15 protein-coding genes, 1 pseudogene and 2 riboswitches are annotated in these 15,968 nt (G+C 41.7%); of the genes and pseudogenes, 15 read left to right on the forward strand and 1 reads right to left on the reverse strand.

The annotated features are described in order from the left end of the window. Window position 1 precedes the first annotated feature (1 nt). From thiE (D7D53_RS01860) to thiE (D7D53_RS01895), 8 genes and pseudogenes are all read left to right on the forward strand, one after another. Window positions 2-631 (forward strand): thiamine phosphate synthase, encoded by a 630-nt coding sequence (gene thiE, locus D7D53_RS01860; protein WP_049551889.1) that lies wholly within the window; start codon window positions 2-4, stop codon window positions 629-631. Window positions 632-747: 116 nt separating this feature from the next. Then, a riboswitch (TPP riboswitch) is annotated at window positions 748-836 on the forward strand. Window positions 837-992: 156 nt separating this feature from the next. Beyond that, window positions 993-1,553, forward strand: a complete 561-nt coding sequence (locus D7D53_RS01865; protein WP_120769949.1) for an ECF transporter S component — start codon at window positions 993-995, stop codon at window positions 1,551-1,553. Then, window positions 1,554-2,939: an ATP-binding cassette domain-containing protein gene (locus D7D53_RS01870; RefSeq protein ID WP_120769950.1), complete on the forward strand. Its 1,386-nt coding sequence runs from the start codon at window positions 1,554-1,556 to the stop codon at window positions 2,937-2,939. A 1-nt stretch (window position 2,940) separates the two neighbouring features. Continuing rightward, window positions 2,941-3,591 carry an energy-coupling factor transporter transmembrane component T gene (locus D7D53_RS01875; protein WP_120769951.1) on the forward strand — a complete coding sequence of 217 codons (651 nt, stop codon included), beginning with the start codon at window positions 2,941-2,943 and terminating at the stop codon, window positions 3,589-3,591. A gap of 10 nt (window positions 3,592-3,601) precedes the next feature. Then, a complete protein-coding gene (gene tenA / locus D7D53_RS01880; RefSeq protein ID WP_120769952.1) occupies window positions 3,602-4,294 on the forward strand; it encodes a thiaminase II in 693 nt (230 codons plus the stop codon). A 4-nt stretch (window positions 4,295-4,298) separates the two neighbouring features. Then, complete coding sequence (thiW, locus tag D7D53_RS01885) at window positions 4,299-4,823, forward strand: energy coupling factor transporter S component ThiW (RefSeq protein WP_050236841.1); 525 nt, start codon at window positions 4,299-4,301, stop codon at window positions 4,821-4,823. Continuing rightward, window positions 4,823-5,625 (forward strand): annotated as a pseudogene (gene thiM / locus D7D53_RS01890) (hydroxyethylthiazole kinase). The gene thiW and the pseudogene thiM overlap by 1 nt, the downstream one beginning before the upstream one ends. Further along, window positions 5,618-6,250, forward strand: a complete 633-nt coding sequence (thiE, locus tag D7D53_RS01895) for a thiamine phosphate synthase (RefSeq protein ID WP_120769954.1) — start codon at window positions 5,618-5,620, stop codon at window positions 6,248-6,250. Before thiM ends, thiE (D7D53_RS01895) begins: the two are co-directional and overlap by 8 nt. 147 nt (window positions 6,251-6,397) lie before the next feature. Here the strand turns inward: thiE (D7D53_RS01895) and thiD are convergent, their stop codons facing one another. Next, window positions 6,398-7,189, reverse strand: coding sequence for a bifunctional hydroxymethylpyrimidine kinase/phosphomethylpyrimidine kinase (gene thiD, locus D7D53_RS01900; RefSeq protein WP_120769955.1), 792 nt, complete (start codon window positions 7,187-7,189; stop codon window positions 6,398-6,400). A gap of 83 nt (window positions 7,190-7,272) precedes the next feature. After that, a riboswitch (TPP riboswitch) is annotated at window positions 7,273-7,370 on the reverse strand. A gap of 183 nt (window positions 7,371-7,553) precedes the next feature. On the opposite strand from thiD, the gene D7D53_RS01905 reads away from it, so the two are divergent. The 7 genes from D7D53_RS01905 (at window position 7,554) to manA (ending at window position 15,952) form a co-directional block, all read left to right on the forward strand. Further along, the gene (locus D7D53_RS01905) at window positions 7,554-7,949 is read left to right on the forward strand and encodes a CopY/TcrY family copper transport repressor (protein WP_020903487.1); all 396 of its coding nucleotides are present in this window, start codon (window positions 7,554-7,556) and stop codon (window positions 7,947-7,949) included. A 10-nt stretch (window positions 7,950-7,959) separates the two neighbouring features. Then, on the forward strand, window positions 7,960-8,331 hold the full coding sequence (locus D7D53_RS01910; RefSeq protein WP_120769956.1) for a cupredoxin domain-containing protein: 372 nt from the start codon (window positions 7,960-7,962) through the stop codon (window positions 8,329-8,331). A gap of 9 nt (window positions 8,332-8,340) precedes the next feature. Continuing rightward, window positions 8,341-10,584: a heavy metal translocating P-type ATPase gene (locus D7D53_RS01915; RefSeq protein WP_120769957.1), complete on the forward strand. Its 2,244-nt coding sequence runs from the start codon at window positions 8,341-8,343 to the stop codon at window positions 10,582-10,584. Between the two features lie 322 nt (window positions 10,585-10,906). Next, entirely contained in the window at window positions 10,907-12,682 is a 1,776-nt protein-coding gene (spxB, locus tag D7D53_RS01920; protein WP_004261620.1) for a pyruvate oxidase, read from the forward strand. A 154-nt stretch (window positions 12,683-12,836) separates the two neighbouring features. After that, window positions 12,837-13,184 carry a VOC family protein gene (locus D7D53_RS01925; RefSeq protein ID WP_120769958.1) on the forward strand — a complete coding sequence of 116 codons (348 nt, stop codon included), beginning with the start codon at window positions 12,837-12,839 and terminating at the stop codon, window positions 13,182-13,184. A 263-nt stretch (window positions 13,185-13,447) separates the two neighbouring features. Beyond that, on the forward strand, window positions 13,448-14,887 hold the full coding sequence (locus D7D53_RS01930; RefSeq protein WP_120770846.1) for a 6-phospho-beta-glucosidase: 1,440 nt from the start codon (window positions 13,448-13,450) through the stop codon (window positions 14,885-14,887). Window positions 14,888-15,007: 120 nt separating this feature from the next. Then, complete coding sequence (gene manA, locus D7D53_RS01935; protein WP_120769959.1) at window positions 15,008-15,952, forward strand: mannose-6-phosphate isomerase, class I; 945 nt, start codon at window positions 15,008-15,010, stop codon at window positions 15,950-15,952. Window positions 15,953-15,968 lie beyond the last annotated feature (16 nt).

The following is a 15,968-nucleotide window of genomic DNA, read 5'->3' on the forward strand; positions in this document are numbered from 1 at the left end:
AATGTTTCATAAGGAATTATTAAAACTATATTTTATTTGTGGAACGACTACTTGCCAAGGAAAAGATCTATATACAGTCGTTGAGGAAGCCTTAAAAGGTGGGATAACCTTATTTCAATTCCGTGAAAAAGGTGAGGGATCCTTAGAAGGTAAAGAAAAAGTCGAATTAGCAATTAAACTACAGAATCTTTGTAAAAAATACAATGTTCCATTTATCGTTAATGATGATATAGATTTGGCGATGGAAATTGACGCTGATGGCGTACATGTAGGACAAGATGACCTTGGAGTTGATGAAATTAGAAAATTGATGCCAGAAAAAATAATTGGTCTTTCTATAAAAAACGAGGAAGAATTTCAACAATCAAAAGTTGAATATGTAGATTATGTTGGTGTTGGTCCTGTATTTGATACCCAGTCAAAGGATGATGCTGGTGGTGCTATAGGTTATGAAGGTCTTAAATTGATGAGAAAACTATTGCCACAACTGCCCTTAGTTGCAATTGGTGGGATACAGACGAAACATATTAAAGACATTATGAAGACCAATGTTGACGGCGTTTCAATAATTTCAGCAATATCATATGCAAAAAATATAGAAAAAACTGTTCGAGAAATGAGTGAACAATAGGTATGGATCTAACCAAAGAAAGATCTGCTGTCTTTGTGAGTGCAAGTCTGTATTTCCCAGTTCAATTTCTTGAACTAGAATAAATCGTTTGTTATAATATTTATATAATTAAATAATAAAGACATTTGGGGTGCTTTAGGCTGAGATGATACCCATTGAACCTGATACAGTTAAGACTGGCGAAGGGAAATGTGAAATGGTTTTGTATTTATAGAAACTAACCATCTAATCTTGTAAGCTGAACTCTAATTCCTATCTGTAATTAGAGTTTTTTCTTTTACGAAACTGGATGAAGATGATACAAAGCATTTAGGTAGCTCACCTTGAATACCCCACTTTTCTTTAAAAAAAGGAGTTTTTTATGTTGAAAAAATGGCAATTAAAAGATGTTATCTTACTTGCTTTCTTGTCTATCTTTTTTGGTGGCGTTTTTGTAGGATCTGGCTATCTGTTTGATATCCTCACTCTGATTTTAGCACCTCTTGGTTTACAGGCCTTTGCCAATGAAATCCTCTTTGGTCTCTGGTGTATGGCTGCCCCTATTGCTGCAATCTTTGTTCCAAGAGTGGGAAGCGCAACGATTGGTGAAGTGCTAGCTGCGCTTGCTGAAGTCCTTTATGGTAGCCAATTCGGTCTAGGTGCCCTTTTGTCTGGCTTGGTTCAAGGTTTGGGAAGTGAACTTGGTTTTATCGTAACCAAGAATCGCTATGAAAGTTGGCTCTCTCTAACTGCTAATAGTATTGGGATTACGCTTGTTAGCTTTGTCTATGAATACATTAAGTTAGGTTACTACGCCTTTTCACTTCCTTTTGTTCTTTCCTTGCTTGTAGTACGTTTTATTTCCGTCTTTTTCTTCTGTACTATCTTGGTTCGTGCCATTGTCAAACTTTATCATCAGTTTGTAGCTGGGGGCAAGGCATAGATGGGGCTGGAACTACGAGCGATTCAGTCCCCAATCTTCTCTGAGCCGCTTGATTTTACTTTTCATGCGCAAGCCTTTACCTTGTTAGTTGGGAGCAGTGGTTCAGGAAAATCCAGTCTCTTTCAAATGATTGCCCAAGTCAGTTCTCTTCCCTATAGGGGTCAAGTCCTGATAAATGGGAGCGAGGTCAGTCAGCTTTCTATCATCGAACGTGTCCAGACGGTTGGTATTCTCTTTCAAAATCCCAATCATCAATTTACTATGGAGAACTTGTTTGAGGAGCTCATTTTTACCTTGGAAAATATTGGGCATCCCGTTCAGGAAATTGATTCTAAAATAACAGAGGTTGTCCAGCAATGTCGCTGCAAGGCGATTTTGCACCGTCCCATTCATCACTTATCAGGTGGGGAAAAGCAAAAGGCTGCTTTGGCTGTTCTCTTTGCTATGAATCCTAGGGTCTATCTCTTGGATGAGCCCTTCGCTTCCATTGACCGCAAGAGCAGGATAGAGATCTTGGAGATTCTAAAAGAATTGGTCTTTAGTGGGAAGACAGTCATCCTGTGCGACCATGATTTAACGGACTATGAAGCCTATATCGACCATATGGTGGAGCTAAGAGATGGCCAACTAAGGGAAGTGTTTCAAATCCCTTCCTCTGAGATGACACAGGTTGCTTCAAAGGAAGTTGCTTCTAGCCCAGAACTATTCCATATGGATCGAATGACTTGTGAGCTGGATAAGCGCTCCCTCTTTTCGATTGCTGATTTTACATTTTACCAAGGGATTTCCTGTATCTTGGGTGATAATGGTGTCGGGAAATCCACCCTCTTTCGCTCCATTCTTCAATTTCAAAAGTATAAGGGACGCATTAGCTGGAAGAGTTCGGTCCTGAAAAAGAAAAAGAGTTTGTATCGTGACCTGACGGGTGTTGTTCAGGAAGCTGAGAAGCAGTTTATCAGAGTCGGTCTGCGAGAAGAGCTTCAATTAGATGGACCTGATTCTGAAAGAAATCAGCGAATTCTTCAAGCTTTACGGTATTTTAATCTGGAGCAGGCACTCGATAAGAGTCCCTATCAATTAAGTGGTGGTCAGCAAAAGATTCTTCAGCTCTTGACCATCTTGACTATCAAGGCTTCTGTGATCTTGCTAGATGAACCTTTTGCAGGTTTGGATGATAGAGCTTGCCATTATTTTTGTCAGTGGATTGTGGAGGAGAGAAATCAAGGAAGAAGTTTTCTGATCATTAGCCATCGTTTAGATCCCTTGATCTCTGTGGTTGATTATTGGATTGAGATGTCTAGTCAGGGGCTCAGTCATGTGAAAGAAGTGACAATTACCAAACCACTCACATCTCAGAGTAGCAATACTCAAGGGGAGGTGAGATAGTATGGTCAAAGTAGCAACCCAGACACCGATTATCAGTCTCTTTTTGCTGGTTTTATCACTGGAAACATCTTTCATTCCTTCGATTGCTCTGAATCTTTCAGTAGTCGCATTTTGCATTCTCTTTATGCTCTATTACCGGCGATTTAAAGTATTGGCTTGGATGATTCTGCTCGCCATTTTGCCATCTTTGGCCAACTACTGGGCAGTTCAGTTACACGGAGATGCTTCGCAGGCAGTGATGCTTGGAACGAGGGCCTTTGTGACCGTTTGTATTGGTCTTGTCTTTGTTTCCTCTATTTCCCTAAAAGAGCTTCTTTTGTACTTGGCTCAAAAGGGGTTATCACGGTCTTGGGCTTATGCCTTGATTGTGGTATTCAATTCCTCCCCCCTTATTCAGCAAGAAATCAAGTCCCTCAAGGAAGCTTGCTTATTACGCGGTCAAGAACTACATTTTTGGTCGCCCTTGATTTATAGCAAGGTTCTGATGACAGTCTTTAGGTGGCGCCATCTTTACCTGAGAGCCCTGTCGGCGCATGGATATGACGAACATGCACAGGTGGAGAATCGCTATCGGACTTTTTATATTCCTCAAAGGACAATATTCATCTACCTGCTGTTCTTTTTATTACTTCAAACCAGTCTATTTTTATAAAGGAGTTATTATGGAATTTACAGATATTGCGATGGAATTATCCAAGGAAGCTTGGCAGGCATCCTTTCATCATCCCTTTGTTTTACAGTTGCAAGAGGGGAATTTAGAACCTGCCATTTTCCGCTATTACCTGATTCAGGATGCCTACTATCTGAAGGCCTTCTCAGAAGCCTATCACCTCTTGGCTGAAAAAACTTCCAACCAAGAGATGAAGAGACTATTGGAACAAAATGCTCAGAGTCTAGTGGAGGGTGAGTTATTTATCCGCCAACAATTTTTCAAGGAATTGGAAATCAGCGACCAGGAAATGGAGCAACATCCAATCGCTCCAACCTGCTATCATTATATATCTCATATTTATCGGCAATTTGAAGAAGCAAATCTAGCCATCGCTTTTGCAAGTTTACTTCCTTGTCCTTGGTTATACCATGATATAGGCAAATCCCTTAATCTTAAACCATCACCAAATCATCTCTACCAACAATGGATTGAAACTTATATTACGGATGAACTCGAACAGCAAATAAAAGAAGAGTCTGAGCTAGTCAATCGACTTTATCGAGAAAGTGACGAGACAGACAAGAAAAAAATGCTAGATGCCTTTCATATTAGTGTTCATATGGAAGCTAAGTTTTGGGAAATGGCCTACCAACACCAGACATGGAAGAGTGATTTACAGTCTTTAGAAAAAGGGGAAGAATAGAAACATGAGAAAGCACCAATTACAAGTTCACAAATTAACCATTTTATCCATGATGATTGCCCTTGATGTAGTCCTTACACCTATCTTTCGGATTGAGGGAATGGCACCGATGTCCAGTGTAGTCAATATTCTAGCGGGAATCATGATGGGGCCTGTTTATGCCTTGGCTATGGCTACAGTGACAGCCTTTATCCGTATGACGACTCAAGGGATTCCGCCTTTAGCCCTCACAGGAGCGACTTTTGGAGCCCTTCTAGCAGGTCTCTTTTATAAGTATGGTCGAAAATTTTACTTTTCTGCCTTGGGAGAAATTTTGGGAACAGGTATTATTGGTTCTATTGTGTCCTATCCTGTTATGGTACTCTTTACAGGATCAGCAGCTAAGCTTAGCTGGTTTATCTATACTCCTCGATTTTTCGGAGCAACCTTGATTGGTACAGCAATTTCCTTTATTGCCTTTCGATTTTTAATCAAGCAGGAATTCTTTAAAAAAGTGCAGGGATATTTCTTTGCTGAAAGGATAGACTGATGCTGGAATTATCAAATCCTTTTCTTTGGAAACGACTTCCCTCATTCACTGCATTACCAATGAAATTTCTTGTGAGATGCTGGCAAATGGGATTTTGGCTCTGGGATGCAAACCTGTCATGGCAGATGATCCCCGTGAGGTTCTTGATTTTACTAAGCAAAGCCAGGCACTCTTCATCAATTTGGGGCATTTGTCAGCTGAGAAGGAAAAAGCAATCCGTATGGCAGCTTCTTATGCAGATCAAGTTTCTCTCCCAATGGTAGTAGATGCGGTTGGCGTAACGGCTTCATCCATTCGTAAGACCTTAGTCAGAGACCTTTTAGACTATAGCCCTACGGTCCTTAAGGGAAATATGTCAGAAATTCGAAGTCTTGTTGGCTTAAAACACCATGGCGTTGGGGTCGATGCCAGTGCTAAAGATCAAGAAACTGAGGATTTACTTCAAGTCTTGAAAGACTGGTGTCAGACCTATCCTGGTATGTCATTCTTAGTCACAGGCCACAAGGACCTCATCGTTTCAGAGAATCAAGTCGCTTTACTGGAGAATGGCTGTGCAGAATTAGACTGGATAACAGGGACAGGAGACTTGGTTGGATCCTTAACAGCTGTTTTTCTCAGCAAAGGAATGACTGGTTTTGAAGCTTCTTGCTTGGCAGTCTCTTATCTCAATATCTCTGCTGAGAAAATCGTTGTTCAAGGAATGGGATTGGAAGATTTTCGTTACCAAGTACTCAATCAGCTTTCGCTCCTCAAAAGAGATGAAAACTGGCTAGATGATATCAAAGGAGATGTTTATGAATAGAGAAGCACTTAGATTGTATCTGGTAACCAATCGCTACCAAGATTCAGTGGAAAGTTTTCTTGAAAAGGTTGAGACGGCCTGCCGTGCAGGGGTTACCATAGTCCAATTACGAGAAAAAAATCTTACAACCAATCAATATTATCAACTGGCAAAGCAAGTCAAGGAAATAACAGATGCCTATCAGGTACCCCTGATAATCGATGATCGCTTGGATGTCTGTCTCGCGGTTGATGCTGCTGGTCTGCATATCGGAGACGATGAGCTACCAGTTTCGGTTGCCCGACAAGTCTTGGGTCCTGACAAAATACTTGGTGTCACAGCTAAAACTGTAAAAAGAGCCATCGAGGCAGAAGAAGGAGGGGCGAATTACTTGGGGACAGGAGCCATTTTCCCGACAACCACCAAGGAAAATGCGCCTATCACCCTGATTTCAACCTTAAAAACAATTTGTCAAAGGGTCGTCATTCCAGTAGTTGCTATCGGAGGCTTGACGTCAGAGAACATTGACCAGCTTGTTGGCACTGGTATAGCTGGTGTAGCTGTAGTGCGTGATCTAATGCAGGCAGAAGATATAGAGGCAAAAACGCAAGCCTTTTTAACAAAGCTAGATGACATTATTTCCTAATTAATATTCAATGAAAATTAAAGAGCAAACTAGGAAGCTCGCCGCAGCTTGCTCAAAGCACAGCTTTGAGGTTGTAGATAAAGCTGACGTAGTTTGAAGAGTATAAAAACTCTCTAATTCCCTTAAAGTAGGAACTAGAGAGTTTTTTTAATCTTTAAAACTTGTATGGTTGACTGGGCCAGAACCATGACCGAGTTGAGGGGCGTCTTGAATAGCTTTTGTGATAAAGGCCTTGGCCTTATCAACTGCTTGATAAAGACTTTTGCCCTTGGCTAGTTCAGCAGTAATCACTGCAGCAAAGGTACACCCAGTACCATGGGTGTGACAGGTTTGAATTCGTGGGCTTTCCCAGACAAATTGTTCATCCTTGGTAAAGAGGAAATCCTTGGCACCGCCTTCGAGATGCCCACCTTTAATAACAACAGACTGAGGACCAAATTCTTTTAAAATCAGGCGACCGGCACGTTGCATGTCTTCGGGATTATGGATTGAGAAACCAACAATCTCTTCTGCCTCAGGAAGATTGGGTGTGATAATGGTTGCAAGGGGAAGCAGGTTTGTTTTTAGGTAGGTTCTGGCACTGGTATCAATCAGGGTGTCTCCACTCGTAGCGACCATAACAGGGTCAAGGACGTAGGGACAATCCAGCTTTTTAAGATAGGGCTGGATGATTTCCATGATTTCAGTAGTTGCCAACATCCCAGTTTTTACAGCCTGAGGCTTGATATCAGAAAAGACACTCTCCAATTGGGCTTTCAACATTTGAGGAGAAACGTGCTCGATTAGCTGAACACCTCTGGTATTTTGAGCGACAAGGCTGGTCACAACGGCCATTCCATAGACATCTCTAGCTTGGAATGATTTCAAATCAGCCATAATGCCAGCACCACCACTTGGGTCAGTCCCTGCAATGGTCAAAGCAACGGGTAAATAAGTCATCTAAAACCTCCCAACCAACTGAAGTTTGTATTCTTAAGAACAAGCTAGTCTGTTTCAGGAAAGCAATAGAAGGCAAGTAGTCCCCATTATCATTTCCACTTCCATCAGCTAGCATTACCTAGATTGAGTCAAAGGGTCTAACAGTCGTTAATCTCAGCTTTACGCACCCCTAGTGGTTGTTTTCTTTTTTCTTTAGTATAGCATATTTTTATAGTTTATATAGTAAAATTTGACTGCAAATCATTTATCATATTGTTAAAATTCAATTTTTTAAAGAAAAGATAAATTTCATAGTTGACAAATGTAGATTTTTGAAGTATACTAATAATTGTAATCGACAAATGTAGATTTAGGAGGTGTGATGATGCAGATTTCAGATGCAGAATGGCAGGTCATGAAAATTATTTGGATGCAAGGAGAGCAGACCAGTATGGATTTGATCAGGGTTCTGGCGGAGCGGTTCGACTGGTCCAAGTCAACCATTCAAACTCTTTTGGCTCGTTTGGTTGAGAAAGAGTGTTTGACTCGGAAAAAAGAAGGCAAGTCTTTTGTCTATTCAGCACTTTTAACTTTGGACCAAAGTCGAGATTTGCTTGTCCAAGATATCAAGGACAAGGTTTGTTCTCGTAGGATTAAGAACTTGTTGGCTGATTTGATTGCTGAATGTGATTTTACTCAGGCTGACTTGGAAGACTTGGAAGCTGTGATTTCTGAGAAGAAATCAAGCGCTGTAACAGAAGTAAAATGTAATTGTATGTAAAGGAGACGTCATGTTGAATATTATTGTAACCATTATTTGTATTGCCCTTATCGCGTTTATCTTGTTCTGGTTTTTCAAAAAGCCTGAAAAATCTGGACAAAAGGCCCAGCAAAAAAACGGCTACCAAGAGATTCGAGTGGAGGTCATGGGGGGCTATACGCCTGAGTTGATTATCCTCAAGAAATCAGTGCCAGCCCGCATTGTCTTTGACCGTAAGGACTCTTCACCCTGTCTGGACCAAATTGTTTTTCCAGATTTTGGTGTACATGCGGACCTGCCAATGGGTGAAGAGTATGTAGTGGAAATCACGCCTGAGCAGGCTGGAGAGTATGGTTTCTCTTGTGGCATGAATATGATGCACGGCAAGATGATTGTAGAATAGGAGAATGATATGACTGAAATTGTAAAAGCAAGTCTTGAAAATGGTGTTCAAAAAATCCGTATCACGGCAGACAAAGGCTACCATCCAGCCCACATTCAACTGCAAAAAGGAGTTCCTGCTGAGATCACCTTTCACCGTGTAACACCTTCAAACTGTTATAAGGAAATTCTGTTTGAAGAAGAAGGCATCTTGGAACCAATCGGCGTAGACGAAGAGAAAACAATTCGATTTACACCTCAAGAATTAGGTCAACATGAATTTTCTTGTGGTATGAAGATGCAAAAGGGAAGTTATACAGTTATTGAGAAGACTCGAAAATCTTTATCACTTTTACAGCGTTTTTGGGTTACTAGTATCTTTACTGTGCCTCTTGTGATTCTCATGATTGGGATGTCGACAGGAGGAATTAGTCACCAAGTCATGCGTTGGGGCACCTTTTTAGCCACAACACCGATTATGCTAGTAGCAGGTGGTCCTTATATCCAAAGTGCTTGGGCTAGTTTTAAAAAGCACAATGCCAACATGGATACCTTGGTTGCTCTGGGAACCCTAGTGGCCTATTTCTATAGCTTAGTTGCCCTCTTCGCTGGCCTCCCCGTTTACTTTGAAAGTGCTGCCTTTATCTTCTTCTTCGTTCTTATGGGAGCCGTTTTTGAGGAGAAAATGCGGAAAAATACTTCCCAAGCTGTGGAGAAATTACTTGACTTGCAGGCTAAAACTGCAGAAGTCTTGCGTGAGGATAACTATGTTCAAGTCCCTTTGGAGCAAGTCAAGGTAGGTGACTTGATTCGAGTGCGTCCCGGTGAAAAGATTGCGGTTGATGGTATTGTAGTGGAAGGTGTGTCTAGCATTGATGAATCCATGGTGACTGGTGAGAGTCTGCCTGTGGACAAGACAGTTGGAGATACCGTCATTGGTTCAACCATCAATAATAGTGGAACACTTGTTTTTAGAGCAGAAAAAGTTGGTTCAGAGACTGTTTTGGCTCAGATTGTGGATTTTGTGAAGAAAGCTCAGACAAGTCGTGCGCCGATTCAGGACTTGACGGATAAAATTTCAGGCATTTTTGTCCCAGCCGTTGTCATTTTAGGGATTGTGACCTTTTGGGTTTGGTTCGTCTTGCTCAGGGATAGTGTAGTTGTGCTTGGAGCGAGCTTTGTGTCTTCGCTTCTCTATGGAGTAGCAGTTCTGATTATTGCCTGCCCTTGTGCCTTGGGACTTGCAACACCGACAGCCCTTATGGTGGGGACAGGTCGCAGTGCCAAGATGGGAGTTCTCCTCAAAAATGGAACGGTTCTACAGGAAATCCAGAAAGTCCAAACTATTGTCTTTGATAAAACAGGAACTTTGACTGAAGGGAAACCTGTGGTCACAGATATCATCGGCGACGAAGTAGAAGTGCTTGGATTGGCAGCTTCCTTGGAAGAAGCTTCTCAACACCCACTGGCTGAAGCCGTTGTGAAACGAGCGAGTGAAGCTGGACTTGAGTTTCACACTGTGGAAAATTTCCAAGCCTTGCACGGAAAAGGTGTTTCAGGGCAAATCAATGGAAAACAAGTTTTGCTTGGAAATGCTAAAATGCTGGATGGCATGGATATTTCTAGCATTTATCAAGAAAAACTAGAAGAATTGGAAAAAGAAGCTAAGACAGTTGTGTTCTTAGCTGTTGAGAATGAAATCAAAGGCTTGCTTGCTTTGCAAGATATTCCTAAGGAAAACGCTAAGCTTGCCATCAGTCAGTTGAAAAAACGAGGTCTTAAAACAGTCATGCTGACAGGAGACAATGCTGGTGTGGCGCGTGCAATTGCCGATCAGATCGGAATCGAAGAGGTTATTGCAGGTGTCTTACCAGAAGAAAAAGCCCATGAAATCCATAAACTGCAATCAGTTGGAAAAGTAGCCTTTGTTGGGGACGGTATCAATGACGCTCCTGCCCTCAGTGTAGCAGATGTGGGGATTGCTATGGGAGCTGGAACAGATATTGCCATCGAGTCAGCAGATTTGGTGTTGACAACTAATAACCTCCTAGGAGTGGTTCGTGCCTTTGACATGAGTAAGAAAACCTTTAATCGAATTCTGCTCAATCTTTTCTGGGCCTTTATCTACAATGTCGCCGGAATTCCGATTGCAGCAGGAGTCTTTTCAGGTGTTGGACTGGCTCTCAACCCAGAACTGGCAGGTCTAGCCATGGCCTTTAGTTCTGTATCTGTTCTGACTAGTTCCCTTCTCTTAAACTTTAGTAAAATAGATTAAAAGCGGGCTTGCTCGCTTTTTATACTCTTCAAAAATCTCTTCAAACCACGTCAGTTTTGTCTGCAACCTCAAAGCTGTGTTTTGAGCAACCTGCGGCTAGCTTTCTAGTTTGCTCTGTGATTTTCATTGAGTATTATAAAACAGAATTTAAAAACGTTTTCAAACTGTACTGTAATAGAGAATAAAAACTTCTGAGCAGATTCTTAGTAAAGTCAAAATAAATGTGATAAATTAGTATTGTAAAAATTTACTGAAACGTTTTCAAAAACTATATGAAACCTTTTTTAGTAGATTTAAAAATATTTGAAGGAGAGTTATCATTATGACTCAAGGGAAAATTACTGCATCTGCAGCAATGCTTAATGTATTGAAAACATGGGGCGTAGACACTATCTACGGTATCCCATCAGGAACACTCAGCTCATTGATGGATGCTTTGGCTGAAGACAAAGACATCCGCTTCTTGCAAGTTCGCCACGAAGAAACAGGTGCTCTTGCAGCGGTTATGCAAGCTAAATTCGGCGGCTCAATCGGGGTTGCAGTTGGTTCAGGTGGTCCAGGTGCGACTCACTTGATTAACGGTGTTTACGATGCAGCTATGGATAACACTCCATTCCTAGCAATCCTTGGATCACGTCCAGTTAACGAACTCAACATGGATGCTTTCCAAGAATTGAACCAAAACCCAATGTACAACGGTATCGCTGTATATAACAAACGTGTAGCTTACGCTGAGCAATTGCCAAAAGTTATTGACGAAGCTTGCCGTGCTGCAGTTTCTAAAAAAGGTCCAGCTGTTGTTGAAATCCCAGTAAACTTCGGTTTCCAAGAAATCGACGAAAACTCATACTATGGATCAGGTTCATACGAGCGTTCATTCATCGCTCCTGCTTTGAACGAAGTTGAAATCGACAAAGCTGTTGAAATCTTGAACAATGCTGAACGTCCAGTTATCTATGCTGGTTACGGTGGTGTGAAAGCTGGTGAAGTGATCACTGAATTGTCACGTAAAATCAAAGCACCAATCATCACAACTGGTAAAAACTTTGAAGCTTTCGAATGGAACTATGAAGGTTTGACAGGTTCTGCTTACCGTGTTGGTTGGAAACCAGCCAACGAAGTGGTCTTTGAAGCAGACACAGTTCTTTTCCTTGGTTCAAACTTCCCATTTGCTGAAGTTTACGAAGCATTCAAGAACACTGAAAAATTCATCCAAGTCGATATCGACCCTTACAAACTTGGTAAACGTCACGCCCTTGACGCTTCAATCCTTGGTGACGCAGGTCAAGCAGCTAAAGCTATCCTTGACAAAGTGAACCCAGTTGAATCTACTCCATGGTGGCGTGCAAACGTTAAGAACAACCAAAACTGGCGTGATTACATGAACAAACTCGAAGGTAAAACTGAGGGTGAATTGCAATTGTATCAAGTTTACAATGCAATCAACAAACATGCTGATCAAGACGCTATCTACTCAATCGACGTAGGTGACACTACTCAAACATCTACTCGTCACCTTCACATGACACCTAAGAACATGTGGCGTACATCTCCACTCTTTGCGACAATGGGTATTGCCCTTCCTGGTGGTATCGCTGCTAAGAAAGACAATCCAGATCGCCAAGTATGGAACATCATGGGTGACGGTGCATTCAACATGTGCTACCCAGACGTTATCACAAACGTTCAATACGACCTTCCAGTTATCAACGTTGTCTTCTCAAATGGTAAATATGCCTTCATCAAGGACAAATACGAAGACACAAACAAACACTTGTTTGGTTGTGACTTCCCTAATGCTGACTATGCGAAAATCGCTGAAGCTCAAGGAGCTGTTGGATTTACAGTTGACCGTATCGAAGACATCGATGCAGTTGTTGCAGAAGCTGTTAAATTGAGCAAAGAAGGTAAAACTGTTGTTATCGATGCTCGCATCACTCCACACCGTCCACTTCCAGTAGAAGTACTTGAATTGGATCCAAAACTTCACTCAGAAGAAGCAATCAAAGCCTTCAAGGAAAAATACGAAGCAGAAGAACTCGTACCATTCCGCCTCTTCTTGGAAGAAGAAGGTTTGCAATCACGCGCAATTAAATAATTCCTCTCGTCGAAAATCAAATTTAAACTGTGTTATCTTCACCTTGCCGTACTTCAGTACTGCCTGCGGTTCGATGCCTTGTTTATTCTTTGATTTTCTTAGAGCGAAACTTAAAAAGATCGGAGCAATCCGGTCTTTTTCTGGAGGATAGTAAATGAATTTAAATCAATTAGATATTATCGTTTCAGATGTTCCCCAAGTCTGTGCTGACTTGGAGCGTATTTTGGATAAAAAGTCCGATTATGTTGATGACAGTTTTGCTCAGTTTACGATTGGCAATCACTGTCTGATGTTGTCCCAAAATCATTTGATTCCTTTGGAAGTTTTTCAGTCAGGAATCATTCTTCATATCGAGGTTGAGGATGTAGACCAGAACTACAAACGGTTGAACGAGCTTGGTATACAGGTTTTAAACGGTCCAACTGTAACCGATTGGGGAACAGAGTCCTTATTAGTTAAAGGTCCTGCTGGTCTAGTGCTTGATTTTTATCGTATGAAATAAGGCGCTTAGTCATTTGAAGATAACCTTAACTATTCTTAAAACAGAATGTGAGAATATGAACTATTGAAAAGATCGGACGAATCCGGTCTTTTTCTTATCACAAGATTGTGATAGTTTACATTTTTATAACAAAATTCTCAGAGTCTTGCTTGTTTTTGCATCAAACATATAAGCAAGTTCAGCCCCATCATTACCTAGATAGTTTCAAACTTTTTGTCTCCTTTTTAGTATAATAGAACTATCAAATCAAGTGAGGTAAAATGATGACAGAAAGAGGTCAATTTCCAGAGGGTTTCCTCTGGGGTGGTGCTACTGCAGCTAATCAATGTGAGGGAGCTTATAATCTAGATGGTCGTGGTCTTGCTAACGTTGATGTGGTACCCATTGGACCTGACCGTGAAGCCATAATCACAGGTCAGAAAAAGATGTTTTCATTTGAGGAGGGCTATTTTTACCCAGCAAAAGAAGCTATTGATATGTACCATCATTACAAGGAAGATATCGCCCTTTTTGCAGAAATGGGCTTTAAGACCTATCGTCTGTCCATTGCTTGGACTCGGATTTTTCCTAAGGGAGATGAGGCAGAGCCAAATGAAGCTGGTTTAGCCTTTTATGAGGATTTGTTTAAGGAATGCCACAAGTATGGGATTGAGCCTCTGGTGACTATCACGCATTTTGATTGCCCCATGCACTTAATTAGGGAGTATGGTGGTTGGCGCAATCGTCACATGTTGGACTTTTATGTAAATCTCTGTCGCACCCTCTTTACCCGTTACAAGGGCTTGGTCAAGTACTGGCTAACCTTCAACGAAATCAACATGATTCTGCATGCACCCTTTTTAGGAGCTGGGATTTGTTTTGAAGAGGGAGAAAATCAAGAACAGGTCAAATACCAAGCTGCCCACCATGAGTTGGTAGCCTCGGCTATGGCGACTAAAATTGCCCACGAAATTGATCCAGAAAACAAGGTGGGATGTATGTTGGCAGCAGGGCAGTACTATCCCAATACTGCCCATCCGAGAGACTACTGGGTAGCCATGGAGGAAGACCGCAAGAGTTACTTCTTCATTGATGTCCAAGCGCGTGGGAAATACCCAAATTACGCTAAGAAGCAGTGGGAGCGTAAGGGAATTGAGATTGAAATGACGGCAGAAGATTTAGATTTGTTAAAGAATTACACTGTTGACTTTGTTTCCTTCTCTTACTATGCGAGCCGAGTGGCCACAGGAGATCCAGAAGTGAGGGATCTGACCGCTGGAAATGTCTTTACCTCTATCAAAAATCCCTATCTGAAATCTTCTGAATGGGGTTGGCAGATTGACCCACTGGGACTTCGAATCACCCTCAATGCCATCTGGGATCGTTATCAAAAGCCTATGTTCATCGTAGAAAATGGACTTGGCGCTATGGACACGCCAGATGAAAATGGCTATGTAGCAGATGACTATCGGATTGCTTATCTAGAGGCCCACATCCAGGCTATGCGAGATGCCATTTACCAAGATGGAGTTGACTTGCTTGGTTATACGACTTGGGGTTGTATCGATCTGGTTTCAGCTGGAACAGGCGAAATGAACAAGCGCTATGGCTTTATCTATGTGGATCGTGATAATGATGGTCATGGAAGTCTCAAACGGAGCAAGAAGAAATCCTTCTACTGGTACAAGGATGTCATTGCCAGCAATAGTGCAAGTATTAAGTAGAGCACATTTGTTCACTATTTTTATAAAATCTTCTCTCTACTTTATATAATAGGAAAAAGAGTTTAATAAGACCTAGCTTTTTGCTATAATGAGGGGAGAAAAATCAGACAGGAGAATAAGATGTCAGAACCATTATTTTTACAATCAGTTATGCAAGAAAAAATCTGGGGTGGAACCAAGCTACGTGATGAGTTTGGCTACGACATCCCAAGTGAAAAAATCGGAGAATATTGGGCCATCTCAGCCCACCCAAATGGTGTCTCTAAAGTTGCCAATGGTCGCTACGAGGGAACAGACCTAGCTACTTTGTATGCGGAACGCCGTGAGTTGTTTGGCAATCGTCCAGAACCTGTATTTCCACTGTTGACCAAGATTCTGGATGCCAACGACTGGCTCAGTGTCCAAGTTCACCCAGACGATGCCTATGGACTAGAGCATGAAGGCGAGCTTGGAAAAACAGAATGCTGGTATATTATCGCTGCAGACGAAGGTTCAGAGATTATCTACGGTCACAATGCCAAGTCAAAAGAAGAACTCCGCCAGCAAATCGAGGACAAGAACTGGGATGCCTTGCTGACAAAAGTGCCTGTTAAGGCTGGAGATTTCTTCTATGTACCAAGTGGAACCATGCACGCCATCGGTGCTGGTATCTTGATTCTTGAAACCCAGCAGTCTAGCGATACAACTTACCGTGTCTATGACTTTGACCGTAAGGACGACAAGGGCAACTTGCGTGAACTTCATCTTGAAAAATCAATCGATGTTTTGAACATTGGCGAGCCTGCCAATAGCCGTCCTGTGACTATCCAAGCAGATGATTTGCGTTCAACTTTGCTTGTCTCTAATGATTTCTTTGCAGTTTACAAGTGGGAAATTAATGGGAAAGTTGACTTTGAAAAGACAGCTGACTACAGCTTGTTCAGTGTCTTGGCTGGTCAAGGTCAACTAACTGTTGACGGGAAAAATTATCCAATTCAAAAAGGTAGCCACTTTATCCTACCAAGTGATGTTGAAGCTTGGACCTTGGAAGGGCAAGATTTAGAATTGATTGTTAGTCATCCATAAAAAAGAAAGGGCCTGA

Origin of the sequence: Streptococcus gwangjuense, assembly GCF_003627155.1 — a bacterium.
In the GTDB taxonomy this organism is placed as follows: domain Bacteria; phylum Bacillota; class Bacilli; order Lactobacillales; family Streptococcaceae; genus Streptococcus; species Streptococcus gwangjuensis.

What these genes read in the sequence shown, in the direction of transcription:
- thiE (WP_049551889.1), top strand. Translation starts at nt 2, where the DNA reads ATGTTTCATAAGGAATTATTAAAACTATATTTTATTTGTGGAACGACT.
- D7D53_RS01865 (WP_120769949.1), top strand. Translation starts at nt 993, where the DNA reads ATGTTGAAAAAATGGCAATTAAAAGATGTTATCTTACTTGCTTTCTTG.
- D7D53_RS01870 (WP_120769950.1), top strand. Translation starts at nt 1,554, where the DNA reads ATGGGGCTGGAACTACGAGCGATTCAGTCCCCAATCTTCTCTGAGCCG.
- D7D53_RS01875 (WP_120769951.1), top strand. Translation starts at nt 2,941, where the DNA reads ATGGTCAAAGTAGCAACCCAGACACCGATTATCAGTCTCTTTTTGCTG.
- tenA (WP_120769952.1), top strand. Translation starts at nt 3,602, where the DNA reads ATGGAATTTACAGATATTGCGATGGAATTATCCAAGGAAGCTTGGCAG.
- thiW (WP_050236841.1), top strand. Translation starts at nt 4,299, where the DNA reads ATGAGAAAGCACCAATTACAAGTTCACAAATTAACCATTTTATCCATG.
- thiE (WP_120769954.1), top strand. Translation starts at nt 5,618, where the DNA reads ATGAATAGAGAAGCACTTAGATTGTATCTGGTAACCAATCGCTACCAA.
- thiD (WP_120769955.1), bottom strand. Translation starts at nt 7,189, where the DNA reads ATGACTTATTTACCCGTTGCTTTGACCATTGCAGGGACTGACCCAAGT.
- D7D53_RS01905 (WP_020903487.1), top strand. Translation starts at nt 7,554, where the DNA reads ATGCAGATTTCAGATGCAGAATGGCAGGTCATGAAAATTATTTGGATG.
- D7D53_RS01910 (WP_120769956.1), top strand. Translation starts at nt 7,960, where the DNA reads ATGTTGAATATTATTGTAACCATTATTTGTATTGCCCTTATCGCGTTT.
- D7D53_RS01915 (WP_120769957.1), top strand. Translation starts at nt 8,341, where the DNA reads ATGACTGAAATTGTAAAAGCAAGTCTTGAAAATGGTGTTCAAAAAATC.
- spxB (WP_004261620.1), top strand. Translation starts at nt 10,907, where the DNA reads ATGACTCAAGGGAAAATTACTGCATCTGCAGCAATGCTTAATGTATTG.
- D7D53_RS01925 (WP_120769958.1), top strand. Translation starts at nt 12,837, where the DNA reads ATGAATTTAAATCAATTAGATATTATCGTTTCAGATGTTCCCCAAGTC.
- D7D53_RS01930 (WP_120770846.1), top strand. Translation starts at nt 13,448, where the DNA reads ATGACAGAAAGAGGTCAATTTCCAGAGGGTTTCCTCTGGGGTGGTGCT.
- manA (WP_120769959.1), top strand. Translation starts at nt 15,008, where the DNA reads ATGTCAGAACCATTATTTTTACAATCAGTTATGCAAGAAAAAATCTGG.